This is a genomic window from Streptomyces durocortorensis, assembly GCF_016901035.1.
GTDB classification, from domain to species: domain Bacteria; phylum Actinomycetota; class Actinomycetes; order Streptomycetales; family Streptomycetaceae; genus Streptomyces; species Streptomyces durocortorensis.
The window spans coordinates 30631-54040 of sequence record NZ_JAFEUF010000013.1 but is presented as its reverse complement, the minus strand read 5'-3'; the positions used below and the strand labels follow the sequence as shown (position 1 = coordinate 54040).

Here is a 23410-nt window from a genome sequence, read left to right as displayed (position 1 = left end):
ATGAGCGTTGACGACACGACACTCCCCCAGCAGGCGACCACGCTGCCGAGCCCTTGGCGGTCGCCCCGGTTCCGGCTGTTCTTCACGGCCCGCAGCGCGTCGCTGCTGGCCGACGGCATGCTGATGGTCTCCCTGACCACAGCGGTGCTGGGGGCGGGCCACGGGGCGAGCGGCGTCGGGTACGCGCTGGCGGCGTGGATGACCCCGATCGTCCTGCTGGTGCTGTTCGGCGGGGTGCTGGCGGACCGGTTCACGCCGCAGCTGATGATGATCTGCGCGGACGTGGTGCGCATGCTGGCGATGCTCACGCTGGGAGCACTGCTCTTCTGGTCCGACAGCGTTCCCCTGTGGCAGATCATGGGCCTGATGGCGCTGAGCGGGGCCGCGACGGCGATGTTCCAGCCCGGGATGGCGAGCATGGTCCCCCGGGTCGCGGAGGACATCCAGAAGGCCAACGCACTGCTGCGGATCTCCGAGGCGCTGAGCACGCTGCTGGGCCCGGGCCTGGCGGGCATCCTCGTCGCGTACTGGCAGGTCTCGGGCTCGTACGTGGTCATCGCGGCGGCGTACGCACTGAGCGCCCTCGTCCTCCTCCCCCTGCGCAAGCTGCACACGGAACGCGACGAGGGCGACGCCCCGATGTGGCGCAGGCTGGCGACGGGCTGGCAGGAGTTCCGGTCCCGCCAATGGCTGTGGGGCGTCATCGCGGTCTGGTCGGTCTACGGCCTGTTCGTGTTCGGCCCCGCGCTGCCGCTGGGCGCGGCGCTGATGATCGAGCAGCACGGGGCGAGCGGCTACGGCTGGATCGCCTCGGCGGACGGCGCGGGCACGATCATCGGCGGCCTGATCGGCATGCGGGTCCGCCCGCGCCGCCCGCTGGTGGCGGGCGCCCTGGCGATGCTCTGCTTCGCGCTCAACCCCTTGGCCCCGGCGCTGGAATGGTCCTTCGCGGCCACGGCGATCGCCCACGTGATCGCGGGCTACGGCTTCGCGTTCTGGGGGGTGATGTGGGCGACGAGCGTCCAGTCGCACATCCCGCTGACGGTCCTGAGCCGCGTCTCGGCGTACGACGTCGCGGGCTCCATCATGGTCATCCCGCTGGGCCGCGCCTTGGCGGGCCCGGCGGCGGACGCGTTCGGCGCGAACGAGGTGCTGATCTTCTCGTCGGTGATGTCGTGCGCGCTGCTGGCGGCGATGCTGAGCGTCCCGGCGATCCGGGCGCTGCGGCGGGCGCCGGAGGGCGCGCTCCGGACGAAGCCGGAGGGCGAGCCGGCGGTCTGACCCGCGCACCACAGCACTGGGGCGCGGCGTACTGGCGGCGCTGGTCAGACCTGCATGACGGGTACGTCGTACTGCGGGATCCAGTCGCTCCGGGTGACGAGTACGTGGTGGTGGGCCTGCGCCTGGGCGATGAGGAGCCGGTCGAAGGGGTCCTCGTGAACCATGGGCAACCGCCCGGCCCGCACGCCATGGGCAGCGGTGACGGGGAGGCTCGGGAAGGCGAGGTCGCGTACGCGCTCGGCCAGGTCGCCCGGCCCTTCCAGCAGCCCGAGGTGCTGCTTGAAGGTGATCTCCCAGGGCGAGACGGCGCTGATGTGTACGGCGTCGGCGGAATCGAGGAGCTGTTTGGCCTCCTCGGACAGTTCGGGTGCGTCGTCGAGCCACCACAGGATCACCGGGGTGTCGAGGAGAAGGCACATCACGCCATCCCGAAGGCTGCGGAGATACGGGGGTGGGGGCCGTCGAAGTCCGGAGCGATCCGGATCTGTCCCCGCAATGAGCCACGCCCCTGGCGCCGCACAGTCGACTCCCGTAGGGGTACGGCAGATTCACCCGCCCCACTGATCACGACCGCCCGCCGGTCGACGAGCAGAATCAACGTGCCGCGAAACAGTGGCTCGGCAGGCGACGCCGAACGCCGACGGAGGACACGCCACAACCACCTCATGACATCACCGAGGGGCGGACCATCGGCGGCGCGGGAACGACAGCGGGAGTGACGACCTCCGCCCAGATGGTCTTCCCGATCCCGGCCGGCCGTTCCTTCACCCCCCAGCAGAAGGCCAAAGCGTCGACGATCAGCAGCCCGCGCCCGCCCGTGTCCAGCTCACCGGGCCATCGCACCTCGGGGCGGCCGTCACCGGCGTCGCTCACCTCCAGCCGGAGCCACGCACCCCGCTCCCGGCACGCGATGCTTACGCCGATCATTCGGTCCCCGGGGACGACCACGCGCACAGCGTTGGTCATCAGCTCGGACAGCACCAACTCCGCCGTCTCGACCGCTTCCTGCCCGGCCCGCCACTCACCGAGCTTGGCGCGGAGGAGGGCCCGGGCCCGAGGAACACTGCTGCGGCTGCGGACCAGCCGAAAGCCGGCCTCGTGAGATGCGGACTGCTCTGCCATGACACTCCCGGGCAAATAGACGACGGACGGCAAGTGCCGCTTGGAGAAGCGACGTTCAGGTGTCTCGCCGTAGAGCCTGCCCGCACAACTCACATCGGCGCAACGTTGAATGGATTCCTGATGCTCAATTCACTCGTTCGGGCATACCGTGGCCGCAGTGATCGTCGGGCTGATAGGGAGTGAGCTATGCCATCCGTAAAGCCATCCACCGTTCTCGGCCGCCAACTCGGCGACGAGCTACGCCGCTTCCGCGAGGCAGCGAGCTTCTCCACGGCTGATGCCGCAGAGGTTCTCGACTGCACCAAGGGCAAGATCAGCCGCATCGAGAACGGGCACGTGCCGGTCCGTACACCTGACCTGACCGCGCTCATACACGCGTACGGGGTGACGGACCCCGCAGCCCGTGACCGCCTGGCGTCGCTCGCCCGCAGCGCCAACAGGCGTCGCCGTGAAGGCTGGTGGCACCAGTTCGGAGACGTGCTGGGAGACACGTACCGCGACTACATCGAGATGGAGACCATCTGCGACAGCATCAAGTCGTTCCAAGTCCAACTGGTACCGGGCCTTCTCCAGACGCCCGCCTACGGAAGGGCCGTGACCGTCGCGTCCCGCGCGTGGCAGACCGCGGAGGAGATCGACCAGTTCGTACAGGTGCGCATGGCACGGCAGGAGCGCCTGACCGGGGACGCACCCATGGAATTCTGGGCCGTCCTCGCGGAAGGGGTACTTCGCCAACAGGTCGGCGGGCCGACCGTGATGCACGACCAGTTGCAGCACCTGACGGACCTGGCCGAGCGCCCCAACATCACTGTCCAGGTACTGCCGTTCTCACGCGGGGCACACCCGGGTATGTTCGGTCCGTACTTGATGCTCAGTTTTCCCAGGGTCTCGGCGCTCGATCTCGTTCTGACCGAAACTCCGACCGGAAACATCTGGATCGAGCGGGAATCGGACGTGGCTCAGTACCGCGAGCTCTTCGACGACGCCCGCACGTCCGCGTTGCCGCCAACGGAATCGCTCAGCATGATCCGACATATCGCCAAGGAGCACAGACCATGACCGAGGACCGCCTCACCCCGCCTGCCCTCGCCGAGGCCGCCTGGCGCACCAGCAGCTACAGCGGCGGGCAGGGCGAGTGCGTGGAGGTCGCCCCGAACCTCCCCCACCTGGTCCCGGTCCGCGACAGCACCCGCCCCGCCGGCCCCGCCATCACCTTCGGCCACGACGCTTGGCGGGCCTTCATCAGCGACGTGGCGTAGACCCGGCCAAGAGCGGTCGGCACAGTGACCGGCCTCTCATCGCAGGAGCGCGTCTGGCCGCATTTCGTCGTTGCCGCTCAGCAAAGCGCCATGACAGCATCCCGTACGTGACTGACCACGGGGATGACATACCTGAGCCCGCCCGCCGGTCCAGGCTCGCCGATCTGGCCGACTGGACCGTACCCGAGCGCCCGGCGAAAGCGGCGCCTCCGGTGCCTGAGCCGAGGCCGGATCCTGAGCAGGTGGACGCACTGGCGTCCGCCCGACGCGGGTTCGCGATCCTGCTCGGCGAGTTCCGGCGTACCGCGGTGCTGGTGCCGTTCGACGCGTACGGAAGTCTGTGGACGGCGGATCAGAACGGCGTCCGCTGGATCTGCGCGTTCTCGGACGAAGAGGCTCTCGCCCGGTTCGCGCAAGCACAGGGTGAAGGCGAGCGGGAGTGGACGTACCGCGCCATCCTCGGTGCGCGCCTGCTGGACGTGATGGTGCCGATGCTGCCGGGCCCGGCGGGAGTCGCGCTGGACGCAGGCAGTACGGACGGCGTGCTGTTTCCGCCGGTCGCGGGCATCGTGCCCGACCACGTGGCAGTCGATCTGGGGGAGACGGGATGAGCGGGGAGAACGCGGATCTGAACGTGCCGCCGGCGGCGTTGGCGCAGATCGCGAAGGGCATCGACCTGGCGCATGCCGAGTTGAAGGAACTCGGCATGATCGGGCAGGCAACGGCCGGCCGGGGCTTCTCCGATCTCGCCCTGTCCGGCTTGGAGCTGGGGCATGCCGGGCTGGCCTCGCAGTTCGAGACGTTCTGCGACCGGTGGCAGTGGGGAGTGCGGGCGCTCACGCAGCGCGGCAACAATTTCGCGCAGGGGGTCGGACTGTCCGCCGGCTCGTTCGCTGAGCAGGAACGGTACATCAAGGACTCTTTCAAGATCGCCGTGAACTCGACCAACGGCAACCCCTATCTGTCCGAGGATGAAGTCAAGGACATGAGCTGGGACACGATCAGAAAGCAGCATGCCTGGGACAACCCGGACTGGAGCGCGGACTCCTTCACCGAGGCCCACGGCGAGGTGAAGCAGCAGTGGAAGGACACCGGGTACGACGTCGGGGACGCGCTGCTGGACGCTTCGGGGGTCGACGCAGAACAGCGCGAAGGAATCGACGCATGGGCTGAGGAACACCTCGATCCGTCTGAAGAGACCATGGAGCAGGCCGAGCAACCGCGCTGGGGGCAGAACCGCTGATGGTGGACTGGCGAGGGGGGCTCGACAACGTCGTCGACGGGACCGTTCGGGGCCTCGACAAGGGCAAGGAACTCCTGGGCAAGGGAGTCGACGCCGCGACGGACAAGGTCGGCGCGGGACTGGACAAGGTCGGCGCGCACGACTGGGCCGACAAGGTCGAGGACTGGGGGGACGAGACCGCCTCCACGCTGGGTGCCGAGGTCGGCGAACAGCAGCTCGGCCAGAGCGAAGAGGCCAACGAGCTGATCCACGGGCGACCGGAGAAGATCACCGCGACGATCAAAAACCTGCGCGACTTCCAGAAGGCGTTCGACCTCGTCGGCGGCGGGATGAAGAAGTTGGACTCGGCGCACTGGCGCGGGGAGGCCGCCGAGACGTTCCGGGCGAAGTTCCAGACACTGCCGACGGATTGGCTGCGTGCGGCGGACGCCTTCGAGGATGCGGCGAAGGCCTTGGAGACGTACTCCTCCACAGTCACGAGTGCCCAGGGCAAGGCTCGGGAGGCCATCGCCCTCTATAAAGAAGGCAGGCAAGACTCCGAGAGGGCCGTCTCAGCATTCAACAAGAAGGTCGACGCGTACAACGCGGCTCGCAACACCGACCGGCCGCTCCCCCACCCCGGTACGTTCTCCGACCCGGGGGTGGCCAAGCAGAAGCGGGCACAGGAGGTCTTGGAGGACGCGCGCCGAGCCCGGAACGAAGCAGCCGAGCAGGCGAAGAGCGCTGTCGCAGCGGCAATGGCTCATGCGCCGAAGGAGCCGGAGGGAGCGGCCCGGCTCAAGAACGAGCTGTACGACTACGGCCTCTCGCAGGGCGTTGAGCTGGCCCACTTCGGCGGCGGAGCGCTCAAGGGCACCGGCGCTCTGGTGGGCTTCCTCCGCCAGGTGAGCCCGATCGACCCGTACAACCTGACCCACCCGGCGGAGATGTACAAGGGCGTCAACATGACGCTGTCCGGCCTGACCAGGACCGTCGCCAACCCCGACCGGGCCCTGGAGGGCGCCTGGGACGCGCTCAAGAGCGACCCAACCGAATTCTTCGGCCGCCTGCTCCCGGAGGCAGCCGGGACGAAGGGGGCGGGAGTGCTGAAGGGAGGCCTTCGGGCGGGGCTTCGGAGAGGTATGGAGCCGGAGAAGCCGCCGGGGCCGGCGCGCGAAGGGCATGAGAAGGCGCCCGACTCCAATGGGAAGCAGTGCAAAACAGTCAAATGCGCGGGCGATCCGATCGACGTCGCAACCGGGCGCATGCTCATGCCCCAGACAGACATCGCCCTCCCCGGGGCTCTTCCTCTCGTCTTCTCGCGGGTGTTCGACTCCTCGTACCGGAGTGGCCGCTGGTTCGGCGCCGGCTGGTCCAGCACGGTCGACCAGCGGCTGGAAATAGACGCGCAGGGTGTCGTGTTCACCTGCGACCAGGGAAGCCTGCTGGCCTATCCGCACCCTGCTCCTGGCGTTCCAGTCATGCCCACGCACGGCCGACAGTGGCCTCTCGATCGGGTGGCTGACGGCTATACGATCACCGACCCGCAAACCGGCCAAGTTCTGCACTTCGCCGACCAAAACCCCGATCTGGCTCTGCTGGCACAAATCGACGACCGCAACGGTCGCTGGATCGCCTTCGAGTACGACGAGCGGGGTGCGCCGACCTCGATAGTCCATCACGGCGGCTACCACCTGAAACTCACCACGAGCGGAGGGCGGGTCACCGCCCTGCACTTGGCAGGTGCCGGTCCGAATGGCACGGACCAGGAAATCCTGGGCTACGGCTACGCAGACGGTCACCTCGCCACGGTGACCAACTCCTCCGGCAAGCCGTTGCGCTTCGACTGCGACGCCCTCGGCCGCATCACCGCCTGGACGGACACCAATGGCAGCCGCTACGAGTACGTCTACGACGATCTCGACCGCTGCGTCTACCAGTCCGGCACGGACGGCCACCTCGAAGCCCGCTTCACCTGGGACGACACGGATCCCGAAACGGGCTTGCGCATGACGTCCATGACCGACGGCCTCGGTCACACCAAACGCTACGTCATCAACGAACGAACACAGGTCGTCGCTGAGATCGACGCCCTAGGAGCAGTCAACCGATTCGAGTACGACAGCCGCCACCGACTGCTCTCCGCAACAGACCCGTTGGGGCGCGTGAGCCGCTCCACATACGACAGGCAAGGCCGCCTTGTCTCGGTCGTCCGGCCGGACGGGCTGGAAACTACCGCTGACTACAACGACCTGGGGCTGCCGATCCGCATCACCAACCCGGACCGGACCGTGGTCCGCCAGGAGTACGACGATCGCGGCAACCGCATCACGGTGACCGACCCGTCGGGAGCTGCAACCCGCACGACGTACAACGCGGAGGGGTACCCCACGTCCGTGACGGACTCGCTGGGCAACACCACCCACACCCTGAGCGATTCCGCCGGGCTGCCCTCAGAGGTGACCAACCCGCTCGGCGCAACCACTCGCGTCGAACGAGACGCCTTCGGCCGTCCGGTGGCCCTCACCGACCCGCTCGGGGCACTGACCCGTCTCGAATGGACACCAGAAGGCAAACTCGCCCGACGCACGGACGCTGGCGGAAGCACCCAGTCCTGGACGTATGACGGGGAAGGCAACTGCCTCACCCACACGGATGCCATGGGATCGGTGTCCCACTTCGAATACACGCACTTCGACCTGATGTCAGCTCGCACTGGCCCCGACGGAGTGAGGTACGAGTTCACTCACGACCACGAACTCCGGCTCACTCAGGTCCTCAACCCCCAGGGTCTGACATGGGACTACTCCTACGACCCCGTCGGCCGCCTCATATCCGAATCGGATTTCGACAATCGAACCCTCAGCTACGCCCGAGACTCTGCTGGTCGGCTGACCACACGGACCGACGCTCTCGGCCAGACCACCCGATACGAACACGACGAACTGGATCGCATCGTTCGCAAGGACGCTGCAGGAGCCGTCACCACCTTCACGTACGACCTCACCGGCCAACTCGCCGAAGCGGTCAACGCAGATGCGACCGTCACCTGGCTCCACGACCAGTATGGCCGCCTCAGGTCTGAGACAGTCAACGGCCGGACGATGTCGTACACCTACGACGAGCTGGGCCGCCGCACCAGCCGTACGACTCCTGGCGGAGTCGTCAGCACATGGACCTACGACCCTGCCGGCCGCCGCGCCTCACTCACCACCTCAGGCCGCACTCTGACGTTTGAGCACGATGCCGCTGGTCAGGAAGTCGCACGCCATCTGGCCCACCATGTCACTGTTGCCTCGCAATTCGACACAATGGGTCGCCTCACCACACAAGAGGTCAAGAGCGCCGACCGGATCTCCCGACGTCGCGACTACCACTATCGCGCCGACGGACACCTGACCGGGCTTGCCGACAAACTCTCCGGCACGAGAACGTTCGACCTCGACACAAGCGGTCGTGTAATCGCCGTCCACTCCGCAAACTGGACGGAAAACTACGCTTACGACGCGGCAGGGAACCAGGCAGAGGCATCGTGGCCCGCCGCCCACCCTGGACAGGAAGCCGTCGGAACCCGCTCCTACAGGGGCACAACAATCACCCTCGCGGGCAATGTCCGCTATGACCACGACGCACTCGGCCGCATCACACTCCGCCAGAGAGCACATCCGTCATGCACGCCGGACACCTGGCGGTACGAATGGGACACCGAGGACCGGATGCGTTCTGCGTGGACGCCGGATGGTTCCGTATGGCGGTACAGATACGACGCTCTCGGCCGCCGCATCTCCAAACAACGCCAGGCCACCGACGAGGGCCTCACTGAAGAGGAAGTCAGCTTCACCTGGGACGGAGGCACGCTCTGCGAGCAACTCATCGACGCCCAGACCTCTCCTCATCGCATCAGGCTCACGTGGAATCATTGCGGCCTGCGCCCGATCACCCAGGCAGAGCAGATAATCAGCCAGACCTCACAGAAGGCGATTGACGAACGATTCCTCTCGATCATCACTGATAGCTCCGGTGCCGCCCTGGACCTCTTTGATGAATCAGGTGAATCATCCTGGAAAACACGTAGCACCCTGTGGGGCGTGACCGCCTGGTCAAAAGACAGTAAAGCTTACACCCCTCTAAGGTTTCCAGGCCAGCAGTTCGACCCAGAAACTGGACTCAATTATAATCTACACCGGTATTACGAGCCGGAAACCTCTCGATACCTGACTCCTGACCCCCTGGGGCTCGACCCGTCCCCCAACCCCACTACCTATGTATCGAATCCTTATCGAGAGATCGACCCATTTGGACTCTCGGCATACAAAGTCCTCTACCATGGAACTCACGAATGGAAAGGGGAAGAGTTCTCACTGGATTCCCACATAAACGAGAAACGACAATATACGCCGAATGCCGGCATCTATCTTACGGATGACTTCGAACGTGCCGCCACTCAGTACGCCGGGCCGGGCGGCACTATCGTACGGGTAGAGGTTCCTGCCGAAAAGGCCGCATCCTGGCTGAGGCTCCACGAAGGCCCCGCAGGAAACCTCCCGGAGTACTTCATAAACAATTTTGACGACCTGGAATTGCTGAACAAGAAGCTTACCTCTCTACCACAGAGGGAAGCGATCGTCCAACACTTCATGGGAATCTTCTAAAGATTGCGAGAGGATATGAGCCAAAGCTTTGAGGTTGCAGAAGAGTCGCTGGGGCGAGAAATCTTCGGCCCCTTGGGAGGAATCGTGGAACTGGGGGCAGTGGCCGAGGCGGGGGCAGATAATCCGCTGAGAAACGTATCGGTAACCGATTTCGTCGACCGACACCAGAAGGAATTGAATGAGACTATCATCGAGATCCAGAGGATCGGGAACTTCGAATCGACAACCATGGCGATCATCGGCGAACTAGGCTGGAACCAAAGCCATGAAATCACCGCACCATCACTGCTCCTATGGTCAGGAGGAATCGAAGAATTCTCTCCGCAGCTCGAAAGAGCAAGTTCAGTTCAGAGAATGCTGCGCGCGGGCAGCGACCTTCAGATGACACGCCTGCTACATGCACTCGTCGGCGCGGCGGTTGCTAGAAATCAAATTGCAGCAGCGTCCTGCCCTATGATCGCCCGCATCTTGCAAAATACTGCAACCCTCTTGGGAATCGATCGCGATGACGCAGCTCAATTCACATTCCGCATGTGGCGCACCGCATTCCTTCCTGGAATCCTCATGCCGTCGACCCATGTATCTGCGACGGCACGAAAGGTTTACCGAGAATTCGCACACGAGCTTGAGGATATCCTTAGTTGACCTGTTTCACCGCACGACGGGCCATCAGGATCGGGCAGATATCCACACGGCAGGAAGCTGATCAGAATATTCCCGAAGGGCTTCAGTGTCGCTCTGACCAGAATCCAGCGATGACGAGGTCGACGCCGACGGCATCACAGGCGGCAGCTCATCGAACGGGTCACGGTCGGCGTTCCGCAATGTGAGTTATCGGCGCAGGAACTGCACGGATCATGGCATCCGACAACAACGCTTCGAACGGTAACCCCAGCGGCGGCGCAGGCGTTTGAGGCATCCGCGCGGAGAGGAAAGTACGGAATGAGTGTGGTGGAGAGCTGGTCCCGTGTGGTCAGTCTTCTTGAGCAGCACGCCCCCGCCGATCACGCGGATCTGCCGGGGCCCACTTCGGAGCGAATGCTCGCTGCCTCCGAGGAACGGATGGGTGTTCCTCTCCACCAGGATCTACGGGCATGGCTGTTGCGGAACAATCTGGATCTTCCCGAGGAAGATGTGGATGACGATCTGGCGTGCTGCGGCTTCGTCGGATTCCCGGACGAGGGAAGCTTCTTTCTGGGTATCCGGGCGATCGAGAAACTGTACGCGAATCGCTTCACGCCCGGCGGATTCGATCCTCCGGACCAGCCGGACAATCCCTTCTGGCGCAATGAGTGGATCCCGTTCCTGTCGGACCAGGACGGCTGGATGGGAAAGTTCGTCAACGTGCGGGACGGGCGTGTCGGCAGGTGGTTCGTGGGGGACATCACGATCACGGGCGAGTACGAATCCCTGGCTCACTACTTCGACTCCGTGGCAGAGATGCTGACGAAGATCGCCGATGGAAGCTACCCGGTCTGTGAAGTCGCCGACGGGCGTCTTGTCTGGTCCTGACCCGCCCCTCACTCCTCCGGCGGGTACACCACCTCCCCCGACCCCGTCAGCGTCAGCGTGATCGCCTCCACCGGGCAGCCCTCCGCCGCCGCCAGGACGTGTTCGCCCGCGTCGCGGTCCTCCGTCGTCGGGTGGGACTGGCGGGCCGAGTCCAGGTAGAAGGCCTCGCCCGCGTGGTTGACGCACATGCCGGAGCCGATGCAGACCGAGCGGTCGACCTCCACGTGCCAGCGGTCGCCCATCACGCCTCCCGGTAGCCGGCGGGCAGGTGGATCATCTTGTGCTCGAAGAACTCGCCGTAGCCCTCGGGGCCGAACTCGCGGCCCAGGCCCGAGTTCTTGTAGCCGCCGAACGGGCCGAGCATGTCGAGGCTGAAGGTGTTCACGCTGTACGTGCCCGTGCGGACCCGGCGGGCCACCTCGATGCCGCGTTCCACATCCGCCGTCCAGACGCTGCCGCTCAGGCCGTACGGGGAGTCGTCGGCGATGCGGACCGCCTCGTCCTCGTCTCCGTACGGGATCAGGCAGATCACCGGGCCGAAGATCTCCTCGCGGGCGATGCGCATGGAGTTGTCGACCGAGCCGAAGAGGGTGGGTTCGACGTACCAGCCGCGTTCCTGGGAGGCGGGGCGGCTGCCGCCCGTCAGGATCTTGGCGCCCTCCTCCTGGCCCAACCTGATGTAGTCCAGGGAGCGTTGTTGTTGGCGGCGTGCCACCAAGGGGCCGAGTTCCGTCGTCGGGTCCAAGGGGTCGCCCACACGCAGGGCTCCCGCCGCTGCCGCGAACGCCTCCGCTATTTCCTCGTAGCGGGAGCGCGGGGCCAGGATGCGGGTCTGGGCCACGCACGCCTGGCCGTTGATCATCCAGGCGAACGGGACGATGCCCGCCCCCGCCGCCTCCAGGTCCGCGTCCGGGAGGATCACCGCCGCCGACTTGCCGCCCAGTTCGAGAGTGACCCTGGTCAGGTTGCGGGACGCCACCTCCATCACGCGGCGGCCGGCCGCCACCGAGCCGGTGAAGGAGACCTTGTCCACGTCCGGGTGGCCCACCAGGTACTCGCTGACCTCCCTGTCCGCCGGGAGAATTGAAAGGACCCCGGGCGGCAGGCCCGCCTCCTGCGCTATCTCTGCCAGCACGTAGGCGTCCAGGGGGGTTTCCGGGGAGACCTTCAGGACCGCCGTGCAGCCGGCCAGCAGCGCCGGGGCCAACTTCGCCGCCGCCGTGAACTGCGGGACGTTCCACGGGACGACCGCAGCCACCACGCCCACCGGCTCGCGGCGGACCAGGAGCGGGCCCAGGACGCCGTCGCGCCGTTCCTCGTACGGGAACGTCCGCGCCACCGTGATCGCCGAGTCCCAGACCATCATCGCGGCCAGCGCCTGCACCATGACGCTCGCGCTGTACGGGGTGCCGTTCTGCGCGCTGATCAGGCGCGCGAACTCCTCGTGGCGTACAGCGAAGGCGTCCTTGATCCGGGTGATCACCGCGATCCGCTCGTCCAGCGTCATGCGGGGCCAGGGGCCTTCGTTGAAGGCCTGGCGGGCCGCCGCGACCGCCCGATCCACGTCGGCCTCCGAGGCGTGCGGCACACGGCCGATGACCTGTTCGGTGTGCGGCGAGATCACCTCGATGACCTCGGTGGAGAGCGGATCGGTGAATTCTCCGCCGATGAACAGGTGTCCGTGTTCCACCAGCTCCGTACGTTCCGTCATGGCCGTCGCCCTCCCGTGAACCAGTGAACCCGTGCACCCCTACACCCGTGCACCCGAAACTGACTGTTCGTCAGAACTGATACCAGTTCCTGTTCCAGGAGTCCACGGCGCGGACCGCACCCGGGGTGCGAATAGTTGGTAGACCCGGGCTACCACTGGAACGAGTTCTCGTTACAGTGGAGGTCCAGGCGGAGATGGGGAGCCCATGGCGCAGGTGACGCACGTGACGCAGGTGACCGACCATGGCGGTGGCGTCCACAGCATCAAGGTCCCCATCCCGGACAACCCGCTCGGCCACACTCTCGTCCACCTCGTCGACACCGACCGGGGGCCCGTCCTCATCGATACGGGGTGGGACGACCCGGCGTCGTGGGACACCTTGGTCGCCGGGCTCAGCGCCCTCTCCACCGCCGTCACCGACATCCACGGCGTCGTCATCACCCACCACCACCCCGACCACCACGGGCTCTCCGGCCAGGTCCGCGAGGCGTCCGGGGCCTGGATCGCCATGCACGAGGCCGACACCGCGATCGTCCGCCGCACCCGGGACTCCGAGCCCGGCACCTGGCTCGACTACCTCGTCCGCAAGCTCGCCGCCGTCGGCGCCCCCGACGACCACCTCGCCCCGCTGCGCGCCGCCCGCAGTGGTGGGGGGCGGCTGCGGACCCTACCGGGTCTGCGCGCCGCACTGCCCGACCGGGAGATCGTCCCCGGCGAGCTGCTCGATCTCGCCGGGCGGCGGCTGCGGGCCGTCTGGACCCCCGGGCACACCCCGGGCCATGTCTGCCTCCATCTGGAGGAGCGGCATCCGGCGAATCTGCCGGGGCACGGGCGGTTGTTCTCCGGCGACCATCTACTGCCGGGGATCAGTCCGCACATCGGGCTGTACGAGGACCCCGACGACACCACCGTCACCGATCCCCTCGGCGACTACCTCGCCTCGCTGGAGCGGATCGGGCGGCTCGGGGTGGCCGAGGTGCTGCCCGCGCATCAGCACGCCTTCACCGACGCGGGCGGGCGGGTGCGGGAGCTGCTGGACCACCACGAGGAGCGGCTGACCGGGCTCCTCGCGCTGCTCGCCACGCCCCTCACCCCGTGGCAGCTCGCCGAGCGGATGGAGTGGAACCGGCCCTGGGAGCAGATCCCGCACGGTTCGCGGTCCATCGCCGTGTCGGAGGCCGAGTCCCATCTGCGGCGGCTCGTGAAGCTCGGCCGCGCGGAGGCCGTCCCGGGCGGGCCCCCGGTGACCTACATCGCCGTGTAAGCCCCCACCAGGGACGACGTCGGTGACGTACATCGCCACGAGCAGCCCCCGGCCCCTCCCCTACGGACCGGTAGAGTGGGCAGGTCGTCATCATGCCCGTACAGGGGGACGCCGGAGCGAATCCGGCGCAGCGCCCCAGCCGTGACCCGTCCGCCCGACGGCAGCCGGACCGCCCTGTCCGCGGAGCGTGAGCGGCTCGGGTCCGTCGGCACATCGACGAGGGGCCCTCGGGCCATCGGAACCCCGGTGGCCGGCACCGTCGAGGCATACGGGGCCGGAGTCCGGTGCCCTCGTGCGCCCGGGGAGTCCGGCCCTCGCAGGAGAGGCCCAGCCAGCCATGACCGTACGCCGCAGCGCAGCCGCGCTCGCGACCACCGCCGTGCTCCTGGGCGTCGCCGCCCCCGTGGCGGTCGCCCCTGTGGCGGTAGCCGCACCGAGCCCTTCTCCGTCGGCGGATCTGCCGGCCGGGCTCTACGGCACCACGGACCCGACCTACGACGGGGTGTGGCGGCAGTCGCTCGCCTTCCTCGCGCAGAAGATCGAGTACGTCACGCCGTCGACGCAGGCGGTCGACTGGCTGGCCGGCCAGCAGTGCGACAGCGGGGCGTTCACCTCGTACCGGGCCGACACCTCCAAGCCCTGCGACGCGTCGACCGTGATGGACACCAACGCCACCGCCATCGCCGTCCAGGCCCTCGTCGAGATCAACCAGCGCCGCGACGACGCCAACAACGGGGCCGACTGGCTGAAGTCCGTGCAGAACGAGGACGGCGGCTGGGGCTACAACCCGGGCAGCCCGTCCGACGCGAACTCCACCTCCATCGTCATCGGCGCGCTCGCCCGCACCGGCGTCCCGGTCAACGAGCTCACCACCAAGGACGGCAGCACCCCGTACACCGCGCTCCAGTCCCTGGAGATCGCCTGCGGCGAGAAGGACGGCGGCGCGTTCGCCTACCAGCCGGACAAGAAGGGCAAGCTCGCCGCCAACATGGACGCCACCGCGGCCTCCGTGCTCGGTCTGATGGGCAAGGGCATCGCCTCCGGTACGTCCAACGCGGTCAAGGCCCCCGCCTGCACGAAGGGCGACGACCTCAGCCCCGAGCAGAGCGCCCAGAACGGCGCCTTCTTCCTCGCGGACACGCTGAAGAAGTCGCCGTACCTGGAGCAGGCCCCGATGCCGGGCGCCGAGGACTCCGACCCGCAGCCCGACTTCGGCAACACCGCGGACGCCGTCGTCGCGCTCGCCGCCTCCGGGCACGCGGACAAGGCGAAGGCGTCGGTCGCCTGGCTGCAGAACACCGCGACCGGCTGGGCGAAGCAGGGCGGCCCGGCCGCCACCGCGCAGCTGATCCTCGCCGCGCACGCCACCGGCGCCGACGCGCGCAGCTTCGGCGGGGTCGACCTCGTCAAGCAGCTCAACACGATGGGCCCCTCCCCGGCGGCCACCGCCCTCCCCTCCCCGACGCCGACCGGTCCGCAGCCCTCCAGCGGCACGGACAGCGACGACAGCGGGCTGAGCCTGGGGTGGCTGATCGGCATCGGGCTGCTCGCCGGCACCGGCATCGGCTTCCTGCTCAGCATGCGGCGGAAGAAGCAGCAGCCGTGAGCCGTACCCCGGAGGAGTCGGCAGCCGTGAGCCGTACGCCGGAAGAGTCGGCAGCCGTGAGCCGCACGCACGCCCCGGCGCGGCTCCGCGCGCCCCTCGTCGCCCTCCTGGCCGCCCTCGTCGCCGCCTCCGCCGTGCTCCTCGGCGCGGGCAGCGCTCAGGCCGCCGGATACCGCTACTGGTCCTTCTGGGAGGGCAACGGCAAGAACTGGGAGTACGCCACCCAGGGGCCGTCCCTCCTGCGCCCGGACGACGGTACGGTCCAGGGCTTCCGGTTCGCCGTCAGCGAGGACTCCGGCGACGCCGCCCAGCCGCGCCGCGCCCCCGACTTCGGGGCGATCTGCGCGAGCACCCCGGCGGAGGACGGGCAGAAGCGGGTGGCGCTGGTGATCGATCCGGGTACGTCGGCGGACGCGCCGGACGGGGAGAAGCCGCCCGCCCTGCGCACCGCCTGCGCCCAGGTCGCGCCGGACGCCAGCAGTGCGGACGCGCTCGCCGCGGTGGCGAAGCCGCTGCGGTACGACAGCAGCGCCATGCTCTGCGCGATCTCCGGCTATCCGAAGTCCGGCTGCGGCGAGCAGGTGTCCGGCGACACCGGCAGCGCGAAGCCGTCCGACCCCGCGAAGACCACCGACGACCAGGAGAAGAGCGAGGAAGGTGACGGGGGCGGCGGCGGTCCGTCCGTCGGGCTCCTCGTCGGCCTCGGCGCGGTCCTGCTGCTGGGCATCGCCGCCGTGGTCCAGGCCCGCCGCCGCCGGTGACCGCCTCTCCGGCCCCCGCCCCGGCGTCGACCCCGGTCCGGCTGCTGCGCCGCGCCCTGCACGCCCCCGAGGCGGACCGTGCCAACGCGCTGCCCGCCGGGGCGTGGTGGCTGTGGGCGCTGGGGCTCGCCACCGCCGCGTCCCGGACGACGAACCCGCTGCTGCTCGGGCTGCTGATCGGGGTGGCCGGATATGTGGTGGCGGCCCGGCGCACGGACGCGCCATGGGCCCGCTCCTACGGGGCGTTCATCAAGCTCGGGCTCTTCGTCGTGGCGCTGCGGCTGGTCTTCTCCGTCTTCCTCGGCTCGCAGATCCCCGGCACGCACACCGTGTTCACGCTCCCCGAACTTCCCCTGCCCGACTGGGCGCAGGGCGTGCGGATCGGCGGCCGGGTCACCGCCGAGCAGCTCGTCTTCTCCCTCTACGACGGGATGAAGCTGGCCACCCTGCTGATCTGCGTCGGCGCGGCGAACTCGCTCGCCAACCCGGCCCGACTGCTGAAGTCGCTGCCCGGTGCGCTGTACGAGGCGGGGGTCGCCGTCGTGGTCGCGATGACGTTCGCGCCGAACATGGTCGCGGATGTGGTCCGGCTGCGGACCGCGCGCCGGCTGCGGGGCCGGCCGACCGGTGGTGTCCGGGCCGTGGCACAGATCGGGCTGCCGGTGCTGGAAGGCGCGCTGGAGCGGTCGGTGGCCGTGGCCGCGTCGATGGACGCGAGGGGGTACGGGCGTACCGCCCAGGTCCCGGCGGCCGTCCGGCACACCACCAACGTGCTCACGCTCGGCGGGCTGCTCGGGGTGTGCGCCGGCACGTACGGGCTGCTCGCCGCGCAGGGAGCGGTGTACGGGCTGCCGTTGCTGCTGGCCGGTCTGGTCGTCGCGATGGCCGGGCTGCGGCTCGGCGGGCGGCGCTCGGTGCGGACCCGCTATCGCCCGGACCGGTGGGGTGTGCGGGCCTGGCTGGTGGCGTGCTCGGGTGCGGCGGTCGCGGCGGCGATGATCTGGGCGGGGGCGGTGGATCCGGAGGCGCTGCGCCCCGGTGTCGTACCGCTGACCGCGCCGGTGCTGCCGCTGTGGCCGGCGGCGGCGGCGCTGATCGGGCTGCTGCCCGCGCTGGTCGCCCCCGTACCGCCGTCGAACCGGGCGGCAGTCGACAGACCGGCGCAACGCGGCAAGGAGCAGGCGTGATCAGGTTCGAGCGGGTCTCCGTGCGGTACGAGGGCACGGAGCACCCCACACTGTCCGGGGTCGACCTCACGGTCCCCGAGGGCGAACTCGTGCTGCTCGTCGGCCCCTCCGGTGTCGGCAAGTCGACTTTGCTGGGTACGGTCTCGGGGCTCGTCCCGCACTTCACGGGCGGGCTGCTCTCGGGCCGGGTCACGGTGGACGGCCGTGACACCCGTACGCACAAGCCCCGTGAACTGGCCGATCTGGTCGGCACGGTGGGCCAGGATCCCCTGGCCCACTTCGTCACGGACACCGTCGAGGACGAGCTCGCGTACGGCATGGAGTCGCTGGGTCTCGCCCCGGACGTGATGCGCCGCCGGGTCGAGGAGACCCTCGATCTGCTGGGCCTGGCCGAACTGCGCGACCGGCCGATCGCGACCCTGTCGGGCGGCCAGCAGCAGCGCGTGGCGATCGGTTCGGTGCTCACCCCGCACCCGAAGGTACTGGTGCTCGACGAGCCGACCTCCGCGCTGGACCCGGCGGCGGCCGAGGAGGTCCTCGCGGTGCTCCAGCGGCTGGTGCACGACCTGGGCACGACCGTGCTGATGGCCGAACACCGGCTGGAGCGGGTCGTGCAGTACGCGGACCAGGTCGTCCTGCTGCCCGCCCCGGGCGCTCCCCCGGTACTGGGGCCGCCCGCCGAGATCATGAAGGTGTCGCCGGTCCGGCCGCCGGTGGCGGAGCTGGGCCTGCTCGCGGGCTGGGATCCGCTGCCCCTGTCGGTACGGGACGCCCGGCGCGGGGCGGGCGGGCTGCGGGAGCGGCTGGCGGACCTGTCGCCGCCCGCGCCCACGGGGACGCCGGGAGCATCGGAGGGCATGTCGGGAGCACCGGAGGGCACGTCGGGCTCTCACCTGCCGGGGGCCTCGGTGCCCGCAGGTACGGACGTTCCCCGGGCGTCGGGACCGGGGAGGACACCGGGTCCGGTGGTCGCCGCGGCCCGCCCCCCCCCCGGCCCCCCGCCCCGGGGGGGGGCGGGGGGGCCGGCTGTTTCGGCGGTCCCCCGGGCGTGGGGCCGGGGTTGCACAGGGGGGCGGGTGGGCGCCGCGGCGCGGCCCCGCCCCGGCCGCCTCGCCCGGCTGCTGGGACGAGGGTCCGCCGCCCCGGTCACCCCGGCCGCCGCCGATCCGGTCACCCGGGTCGACGGGCTCGGGGTGCGGCGCGGGCGGGTCGAGGCGCTGCGACGGGTGACGCTCACCGTCGCCCCGGGCGAGACGGTGGCCCTGATGGGACGTAACGGGGCCGGGAAATCCACCCTGCTCGGGGCCCTCGTCGGCATGATCGAGCCCACCTCCGGCACCGTGCGCGTAGGCGGCCTGGCCCCGGCCCGGACGGACCCGCGGGCGATGGTGCGCCGGGTCGGCCTCGTACCGCAGGAGCCGCGCGATCTGCTGTACGCGGACACGGTGGCCGCCGAGTGCGCCGCCGCCGACCAGGACGCGGGAGCGGTGGCGGGCACCTGCCGGGCGCTGGTGTCCGAGCTGCTGCCGGGGGTCGGGGACGACACCCACCCCCGGGACCTCTCCGAGGGGCAGCGCCTCGCGCTCGCCCTGGCACTGGTGCTGACGGGCCGCCCGCCGCTGTTGCTGCTGGACGAGCCGACCCGGGGCCTGGACTACGCGGCGAAGGGCCGCCTCGTCGGCGTCCTGCGCGGACTCGCGGCCGAGGGGCACGCGATCGTCCTGGCGACGCACGACGTGGAGCTGGCCGCGGAGCTGGCGCACCGGGTGGTGATCCTCGCCGACGGGGAGGTCGTCGCGGACGGTCCGACCGGGCAGGTGGTGGTCTCCTCCCCCGCGTTCGCCCCGCAGACGGCGAAGATCCTCGCCCCGCAGGAGTGGCTGACCGTGTCCCAGGTGCGCGACGCCCTGGAGGCGGGAGCATGAGCGGTACGCAGAGGGTCCGGGCACCCCGGCCCGTACGGCTCGGGCCGAAGTCGGTGGCCGTGCTGCTGCTGACCGGGGCCATCGGGGTGGTCGCCTTCGGGTGGCCGCTGCTGGTGGACGGCGGGTCCGGGCTCGCGCACGCGAAGGACGCGCCCTGGCTGTTCGCGGCACTGCTGCCGCTGCTCGTCGCGGTCGTGGTGGCGACGATCTCCGAGTCCGGGATGGACGCGAAGGCCGTAGCGATGCTCGGCGTACTGGCGGCGGTGGGGGCCGCGTTGCGCCCGCTAGGCGCGGGGACGGCCGGGCTGGAGCCGATGTTCTTCCTGATGGTGCTGAGCGGCCGGGTGCTCGGCCCGGGGTTCGGCTTCGTGCTCGGCTCGGTGACCATGTTCGCCTCGGCGCTGCTGACCGGCGGGGTCGGGCCGTGGATGCCGTTCCAGATGCTGTCGATGGGCTGGTTCACCATGGGCGCGGGCCTGCTGCCGGGGCCCGACCGGCTACGCGGGCGGGCCGAGCTGGCGATGCTCGCGGTGTACGGGTGCGTCGCGGCGTTCGCCTACGGGGCGGTGATGAATCTGCAGGGCTGGCCGCTCCTCACCGGTGTCGGCTCGGGGATCTCGTTCGGTGAGGACGACCCGCTGGGCGAGAACCTGGTGCGGTTCGTCGCCTACTACCTGACCACCTCCCTGGGCTGGGACCTGGGGCGGGCGGTGCTGACGGTGGTGCTGACCCTGACGCTCGGCCCGACGCTGCTGAAGGCGCTGCGCCGGGCAACCCGCCGCGCCGCGTTCGACGCGCGGGCGGCGTTCGGGGAGCCGGGAAGCGAGCCGGGACGTGAACCGGAAAGCGAGCCAGGACGTGAGCCGGGCAGGCAGCCCGAGAGGTAGCCCGAGGGGACGGCCCCGAGCTGGTCAGGACTGCCGTCACCGGGTCACAGCCGCTGGATGATCGTTCCCGTCGCCAGGGCTCCTCCCGCGCACATCGTGATCAGCGCGAACTCCTTGTCCCGGCGTTCCAGCTCGTGCAGGGCCGTGGTGATCAGCCGGGCGCCCGTCGCGCCGACCGGGTGGCCCAGCGCGATCGCGCCGCCGTTGACGTTGACCTTCTCCAGGCCGTCGAGATCCGCCTCGAACTCCTGCGCCCAGCTCAGGACCACCGACGCGAACGCCTCGTTGATCTCGACGAGGTCGATGTCCCGCAGCGACATGCCGGCCTTGCCGAGCACCGCCCGGGTCGCGTCGATCGGACCGTCGAGGTGGAAATGCGGGTCGGAGCCGACCAGCGCCTGGGCGACGATCCGGGCCCGGGGCTTGAGCTTCAGGGCCCGGGCCATCCGCTTGGAGGACCACAGGATGGCCGCGGCCCCGTCCGAGATCTGCGAGGAGTTGCCCGCGGTGTGGATCGCGCTCGGCATGACGGCCTTCAGCCCGGCGAGCGCCTCCATGGACGTGTCGCGCAGCCCCTCGTCCCGGTCGACGAGCCGCCACATGCCCTGCCCGGCCGCCTGCTCCTCCTCGGTGGTCGGGACCTGGACGGCGTACGTCTCGCGCTTGAAGCGCTCCTCGGCCCAGGCAGCGGCCGCCCGCTGCTGGGAGAGCAGGCCGAGCGCGTCGACCCGCTCCCGGGTCAGGCCGCGTTTGCGGGCGATGCGCTCGGCGGCCTCGAACTGGTTCGGCAGGTCGACGTTCCACTCGTCGGGCCAGGGCTTTCCCGGGCCGTGCTTCGAGCCGCTGCCCAGCGGCACCCGGGACATCGCCTCGACGCCGCAGCTGATGCCCACGTCGATGACCCCGGCGGCCACCATGTTGGCGACCATGTGGGAGGCCTGCTGCGAGGAGCCGCACTGGCAGTCCACGGTGGTCGCGGCCGTCTCGTAGGGCAGGCCGACCGTCAGCCAGGCGGTGCGGGCCGGGTTCATCGACTGCTCGCCGGCGTGGGTGACGGTGCCGCCGACGATCTGTTCGACGCAGTCGGCCTGGATGCCGGTGCGGCCGAGAAGTTCACGGTAGGTCTCGCCCAGCAGATAGGCGGGGTGCAGATTGGCGAGTGCGCCTCCACGCTTGCCGATGGGGGTGCGTACTGCTTCGACGATGACGGGTTCCGCGGCCATGAGCTCGTCCTCTCCTCGCTTCCGCAGGGGGCGTCCCGGCGCCCGCGGAAGGAACTAGTACGCGTTCTAGTTCTGCCAAGCAGTCTCGTGACGGCGACCCGGCTGCGCAAGGGGCGTGCACGCACTGCGCGTACACCCCTCCCGCGAGGCGGCGGGGCGACGGGGGCGCACGGGCGCCGGAGGCAACGGATCCGGCCACGGCTCTTGCCACTTGTAGAACTCGTTACTACCTTGCGGACACATTCTGATGGAGCGTCAGACAGTCGCATTCGTCGGACGGTTCGCCGCCAGATCCGGAGTGGAGAGGTGCCCATGCGCTGCCCCCATCTGCCCGACGGGTTCGACTTCACCGATCCCGACCTCCTCGCGGACCGTGTACCGCACCCGGAGTTCGCCCTGATGCGGGAGACCGCACCGGTCTGGTGGTGCACCCAGCCGCCGAACATCTCCGGGTTCGGCGACGAGGGGTACTGGGTCGTCACCCGGCACGCGGACGTCAAGTACGTCTCCACGCACCCGGAGTTGTTCTCCTCGAACACCAACACCGCCGTCATCCGCTTCAACGAGACGATCAGCCGGGACCAGATCGACGTCCAGAAACTGATCATGCTGAACATGGACCCGCCCGAGCACACCCGGGTCCGCCAGATCGTCCAACGCGGCTTCACCCCGCGTGCGGTGCGTTCGCTGGAGCAGGCCCTGCGCTCCCGGGCCCGCTCCATCGTCGAGACGGCCCTGGCGTCGGCGGACGCGGACGGCTCCTTCGACTTCGTGACGAACATCGCGGTGGAGCTGCCGCTCCAGGCGATCGCCGAGCTCATCGGCGTACCGCAGGAGGACCGGTCCAAGATCTTCGACTGGTCCAACAAGATGGCCGCGTACGACGATCCGGAGTACGCGATCACCGAGGAGGTCGGCGCCGAGGCGGCCATGGAGATCGTGGCGTACTCGATGAACCTGGCGGCGGCCCGCAAGGAGTGTCCGGCGAAGGACATCGTGAGCCAGCTCGTCGCGGCGGAGGGCGAAGGCAACCTGTCCTCCGACGAGTTCGGGTTCTTCGTGATCCTGCTGGCGGTGGCGGGGAACGAGACGACCCGTAACGCGATCAGCCACGGCATGCACGCCTTCCTGACCCACCCCGAGCAGTGGGAGCTCTACAAGCGGGAGCGCCCGAAGACGACCGCCGAGGAGATCGTGCGCTGGGCGACCCCGGTGGTCTCCTTCCAGCGGACCGCCACCCAGGATCTGGAGCTGGGCGGTCAGCGGATCAGGAAGGGCGAGCGGGTGGGTCTCTTCTACTCCTCGGCCAACAACGACCCGGAGGTGTTCGACTCCCCGGAGGCCTTCGACATCACCCGCGACCCCAACCCGCACCTCGGGTTCGGGGGCGGCGGCCCGCACTTCTGCCTGGGCAAGTCGCTGGCCGTGATGGAGATCGACCTGATCTTCAACGCCATCGCGGACGTGCTGCCGGATCTGCGGCTGCTGGAGGATCCGCGCCGGCTGCGGTCGGCCTGGCTCAACGGCATCAAGCAGCTCCAGGTGACCACGGCGGCGGAATCCTGACACCGGTTCCGCCAGTACATCCGTACATCCGTACACCGGTACACCGGTCCCGAGTGGCGGCACGGGCCGCGCGGGCGGACGATGGAGGCGCGGCGATCCATGCCGAAGGGGGGGGGGGGGGGGGGGGGGGGGGGGCGGCCCCCCCCCGCGCCCCCGCGAAGGGCGCCCAAACCCGCGGCGGGCGGAGCGCCGGCCCCCGGGGGGCGAGGCGGCGGCGGCCGACCCCGCGGGG

The 23410-nt window shown here is 69.3% G+C and carries 20 protein-coding genes; 15 read left to right on the top strand and 5 right to left on the bottom strand.

The window, feature by feature from the left end; translation table 11 throughout:
- Nucleotides 1–1281: an MFS transporter gene (locus JS521_RS04925; RefSeq protein WP_205081483.1), complete on the top strand. Its 1281-nt coding sequence runs from the start codon at nt 1–3 to the stop codon at nt 1279–1281.
- A gap of 44 nt (nt 1282–1325) precedes the next feature.
- On the opposite strand, the gene JS521_RS04920 is transcribed toward JS521_RS04925, so the two are convergent.
- Both JS521_RS04920 and JS521_RS04915 read right to left on the bottom strand, forming a co-directional pair.
- Complete coding sequence (locus JS521_RS04920) at nt 1326–1700, bottom strand: type II toxin-antitoxin system VapC family toxin (RefSeq protein WP_205081482.1); 375 nt, start codon at nt 1698–1700, stop codon at nt 1326–1328.
- 244 nt (nt 1701–1944) lie between these two features.
- A complete protein-coding gene (locus JS521_RS04915; RefSeq protein ID WP_205081481.1) occupies nt 1945–2403 on the bottom strand; it encodes an ATP-binding protein in 459 nt (152 codons plus the stop codon).
- A gap of 186 nt (nt 2404–2589) precedes the next feature.
- On the opposite strand from JS521_RS04915, the gene JS521_RS04910 reads away from it, so the two are divergent.
- The 7 genes from JS521_RS04910 to JS521_RS04880 all read left to right on the top strand — a co-directional run bounded on the left by JS521_RS04910 (nt 2590) and on the right by JS521_RS04880 (nt 11048).
- Entirely contained in the window at nt 2590–3462 is an 873-nt protein-coding gene (locus JS521_RS04910; protein ID WP_205081480.1) for a helix-turn-helix domain-containing protein, read from the top strand.
- Nucleotides 3459–3662: a DUF397 domain-containing protein gene (locus JS521_RS04905; RefSeq protein ID WP_205081479.1), complete on the top strand. Its 204-nt coding sequence runs from the start codon at nt 3459–3461 to the stop codon at nt 3660–3662. Before JS521_RS04910 ends, JS521_RS04905 begins: the two co-directional genes overlap by 4 nt.
- Nucleotides 3663–3769: 107 nt before the next feature.
- On the top strand, nt 3770–4273 hold the full coding sequence (locus tag JS521_RS04900; protein ID WP_205081478.1) for an SseB family protein: 504 nt from the start codon (nt 3770–3772) through the stop codon (nt 4271–4273).
- Nucleotides 4270–4905: a hypothetical protein gene (locus JS521_RS04895; protein ID WP_205081477.1), complete on the top strand. Its 636-nt coding sequence runs from the start codon at nt 4270–4272 to the stop codon at nt 4903–4905. The genes JS521_RS04900 and JS521_RS04895 overlap by 4 nt, the downstream gene beginning before the upstream one ends.
- The gene (locus JS521_RS04890; protein ID WP_205081476.1) at nt 4905–9536 is read left to right on the top strand and encodes a putative T7SS-secreted protein; all 4632 of its coding nucleotides are present in this window, start codon (nt 4905–4907) and stop codon (nt 9534–9536) included. Before JS521_RS04895 ends, JS521_RS04890 begins: the two co-directional genes overlap by 1 nt.
- A 15-nt stretch (nt 9537–9551) precedes the next feature.
- A complete protein-coding gene (locus tag JS521_RS04885) occupies nt 9552–10181 on the top strand; it encodes a hypothetical protein (RefSeq protein WP_205081475.1) in 630 nt (209 codons plus the stop codon).
- 297 nt (nt 10182–10478) lie between these two features.
- A complete protein-coding gene (locus tag JS521_RS04880) occupies nt 10479–11048 on the top strand; it encodes an SMI1/KNR4 family protein (RefSeq protein ID WP_205081474.1) in 570 nt (189 codons plus the stop codon).
- A gap of 8 nt (nt 11049–11056) precedes the next feature.
- Here the strand turns inward: JS521_RS04880 and JS521_RS04875 are convergent, their stop codons facing one another.
- A complete protein-coding gene (locus tag JS521_RS04875; protein ID WP_205081473.1) occupies nt 11057–11290 on the bottom strand; it encodes a ferredoxin in 234 nt (77 codons plus the stop codon).
- Nucleotides 11290–12759, bottom strand: a complete 1470-nt coding sequence (locus tag JS521_RS04870) for an aldehyde dehydrogenase (protein ID WP_205081472.1) — start codon at nt 12757–12759, stop codon at nt 11290–11292. Before JS521_RS04870 ends, JS521_RS04875 begins: the two co-directional genes overlap by 1 nt.
- A 205-nt stretch (nt 12760–12964) precedes the next feature.
- Here JS521_RS04870 and JS521_RS04865 point away from each other — a divergent pair, with 205 nt between their 5' ends.
- The 6 genes from JS521_RS04865 to JS521_RS04840 all read left to right on the top strand — a co-directional run bounded on the left by JS521_RS04865 (nt 12965) and on the right by JS521_RS04840 (nt 20389).
- On the top strand, nt 12965–14023 hold the full coding sequence (locus JS521_RS04865) for a Strvi_7410 family MBL fold metallo-hydrolase (RefSeq protein ID WP_205081471.1): 1059 nt from the start codon (nt 12965–12967) through the stop codon (nt 14021–14023).
- Between the two features lie 337 nt (nt 14024–14360).
- Nucleotides 14361–15629 (top strand): SCO2321 family membrane protein, encoded by a 1269-nt coding sequence (locus tag JS521_RS04860; protein WP_205081470.1) that lies wholly within the window; start codon nt 14361–14363, stop codon nt 15627–15629.
- 26 nt (nt 15630–15655) lie between these two features.
- On the top strand, nt 15656–16390 hold the full coding sequence (locus tag JS521_RS04855; protein WP_205081499.1) for an SCO2322 family protein: 735 nt from the start codon (nt 15656–15658) through the stop codon (nt 16388–16390).
- Entirely contained in the window at nt 16387–17577 is a 1191-nt protein-coding gene (locus tag JS521_RS04850; protein WP_205081469.1) for an energy-coupling factor transporter transmembrane component T, read from the top strand. Before JS521_RS04855 ends, JS521_RS04850 begins: the two co-directional genes overlap by 4 nt.
- Nucleotides 17574–19502, top strand: coding sequence for an ABC transporter ATP-binding protein (locus tag JS521_RS04845; protein ID WP_205081468.1), 1929 nt, complete (start codon nt 17574–17576; stop codon nt 19500–19502). Before JS521_RS04850 ends, JS521_RS04845 begins: the two co-directional genes overlap by 4 nt.
- Nucleotides 19499–20389: an ECF transporter S component gene (locus tag JS521_RS04840; protein WP_205081467.1), complete on the top strand. Its 891-nt coding sequence runs from the start codon at nt 19499–19501 to the stop codon at nt 20387–20389. The genes JS521_RS04845 and JS521_RS04840 overlap by 4 nt, the downstream gene beginning before the upstream one ends.
- Nucleotides 20390–20433: 44 nt before the next feature.
- On the opposite strand, the gene JS521_RS04835 is transcribed toward JS521_RS04840, so the two are convergent.
- Complete coding sequence (locus tag JS521_RS04835) at nt 20434–21612, bottom strand: steroid 3-ketoacyl-CoA thiolase (RefSeq protein ID WP_030707937.1); 1179 nt, start codon at nt 21610–21612, stop codon at nt 20434–20436.
- Between the two features lie 312 nt (nt 21613–21924).
- On the opposite strand from JS521_RS04835, the gene JS521_RS04830 reads away from it, so the two are divergent.
- Complete coding sequence (locus JS521_RS04830) at nt 21925–23178, top strand: cytochrome P450 (RefSeq protein ID WP_205081466.1); 1254 nt, start codon at nt 21925–21927, stop codon at nt 23176–23178.
- The last annotated feature ends 232 nt before the right edge of the window (nt 23179–23410 follow it).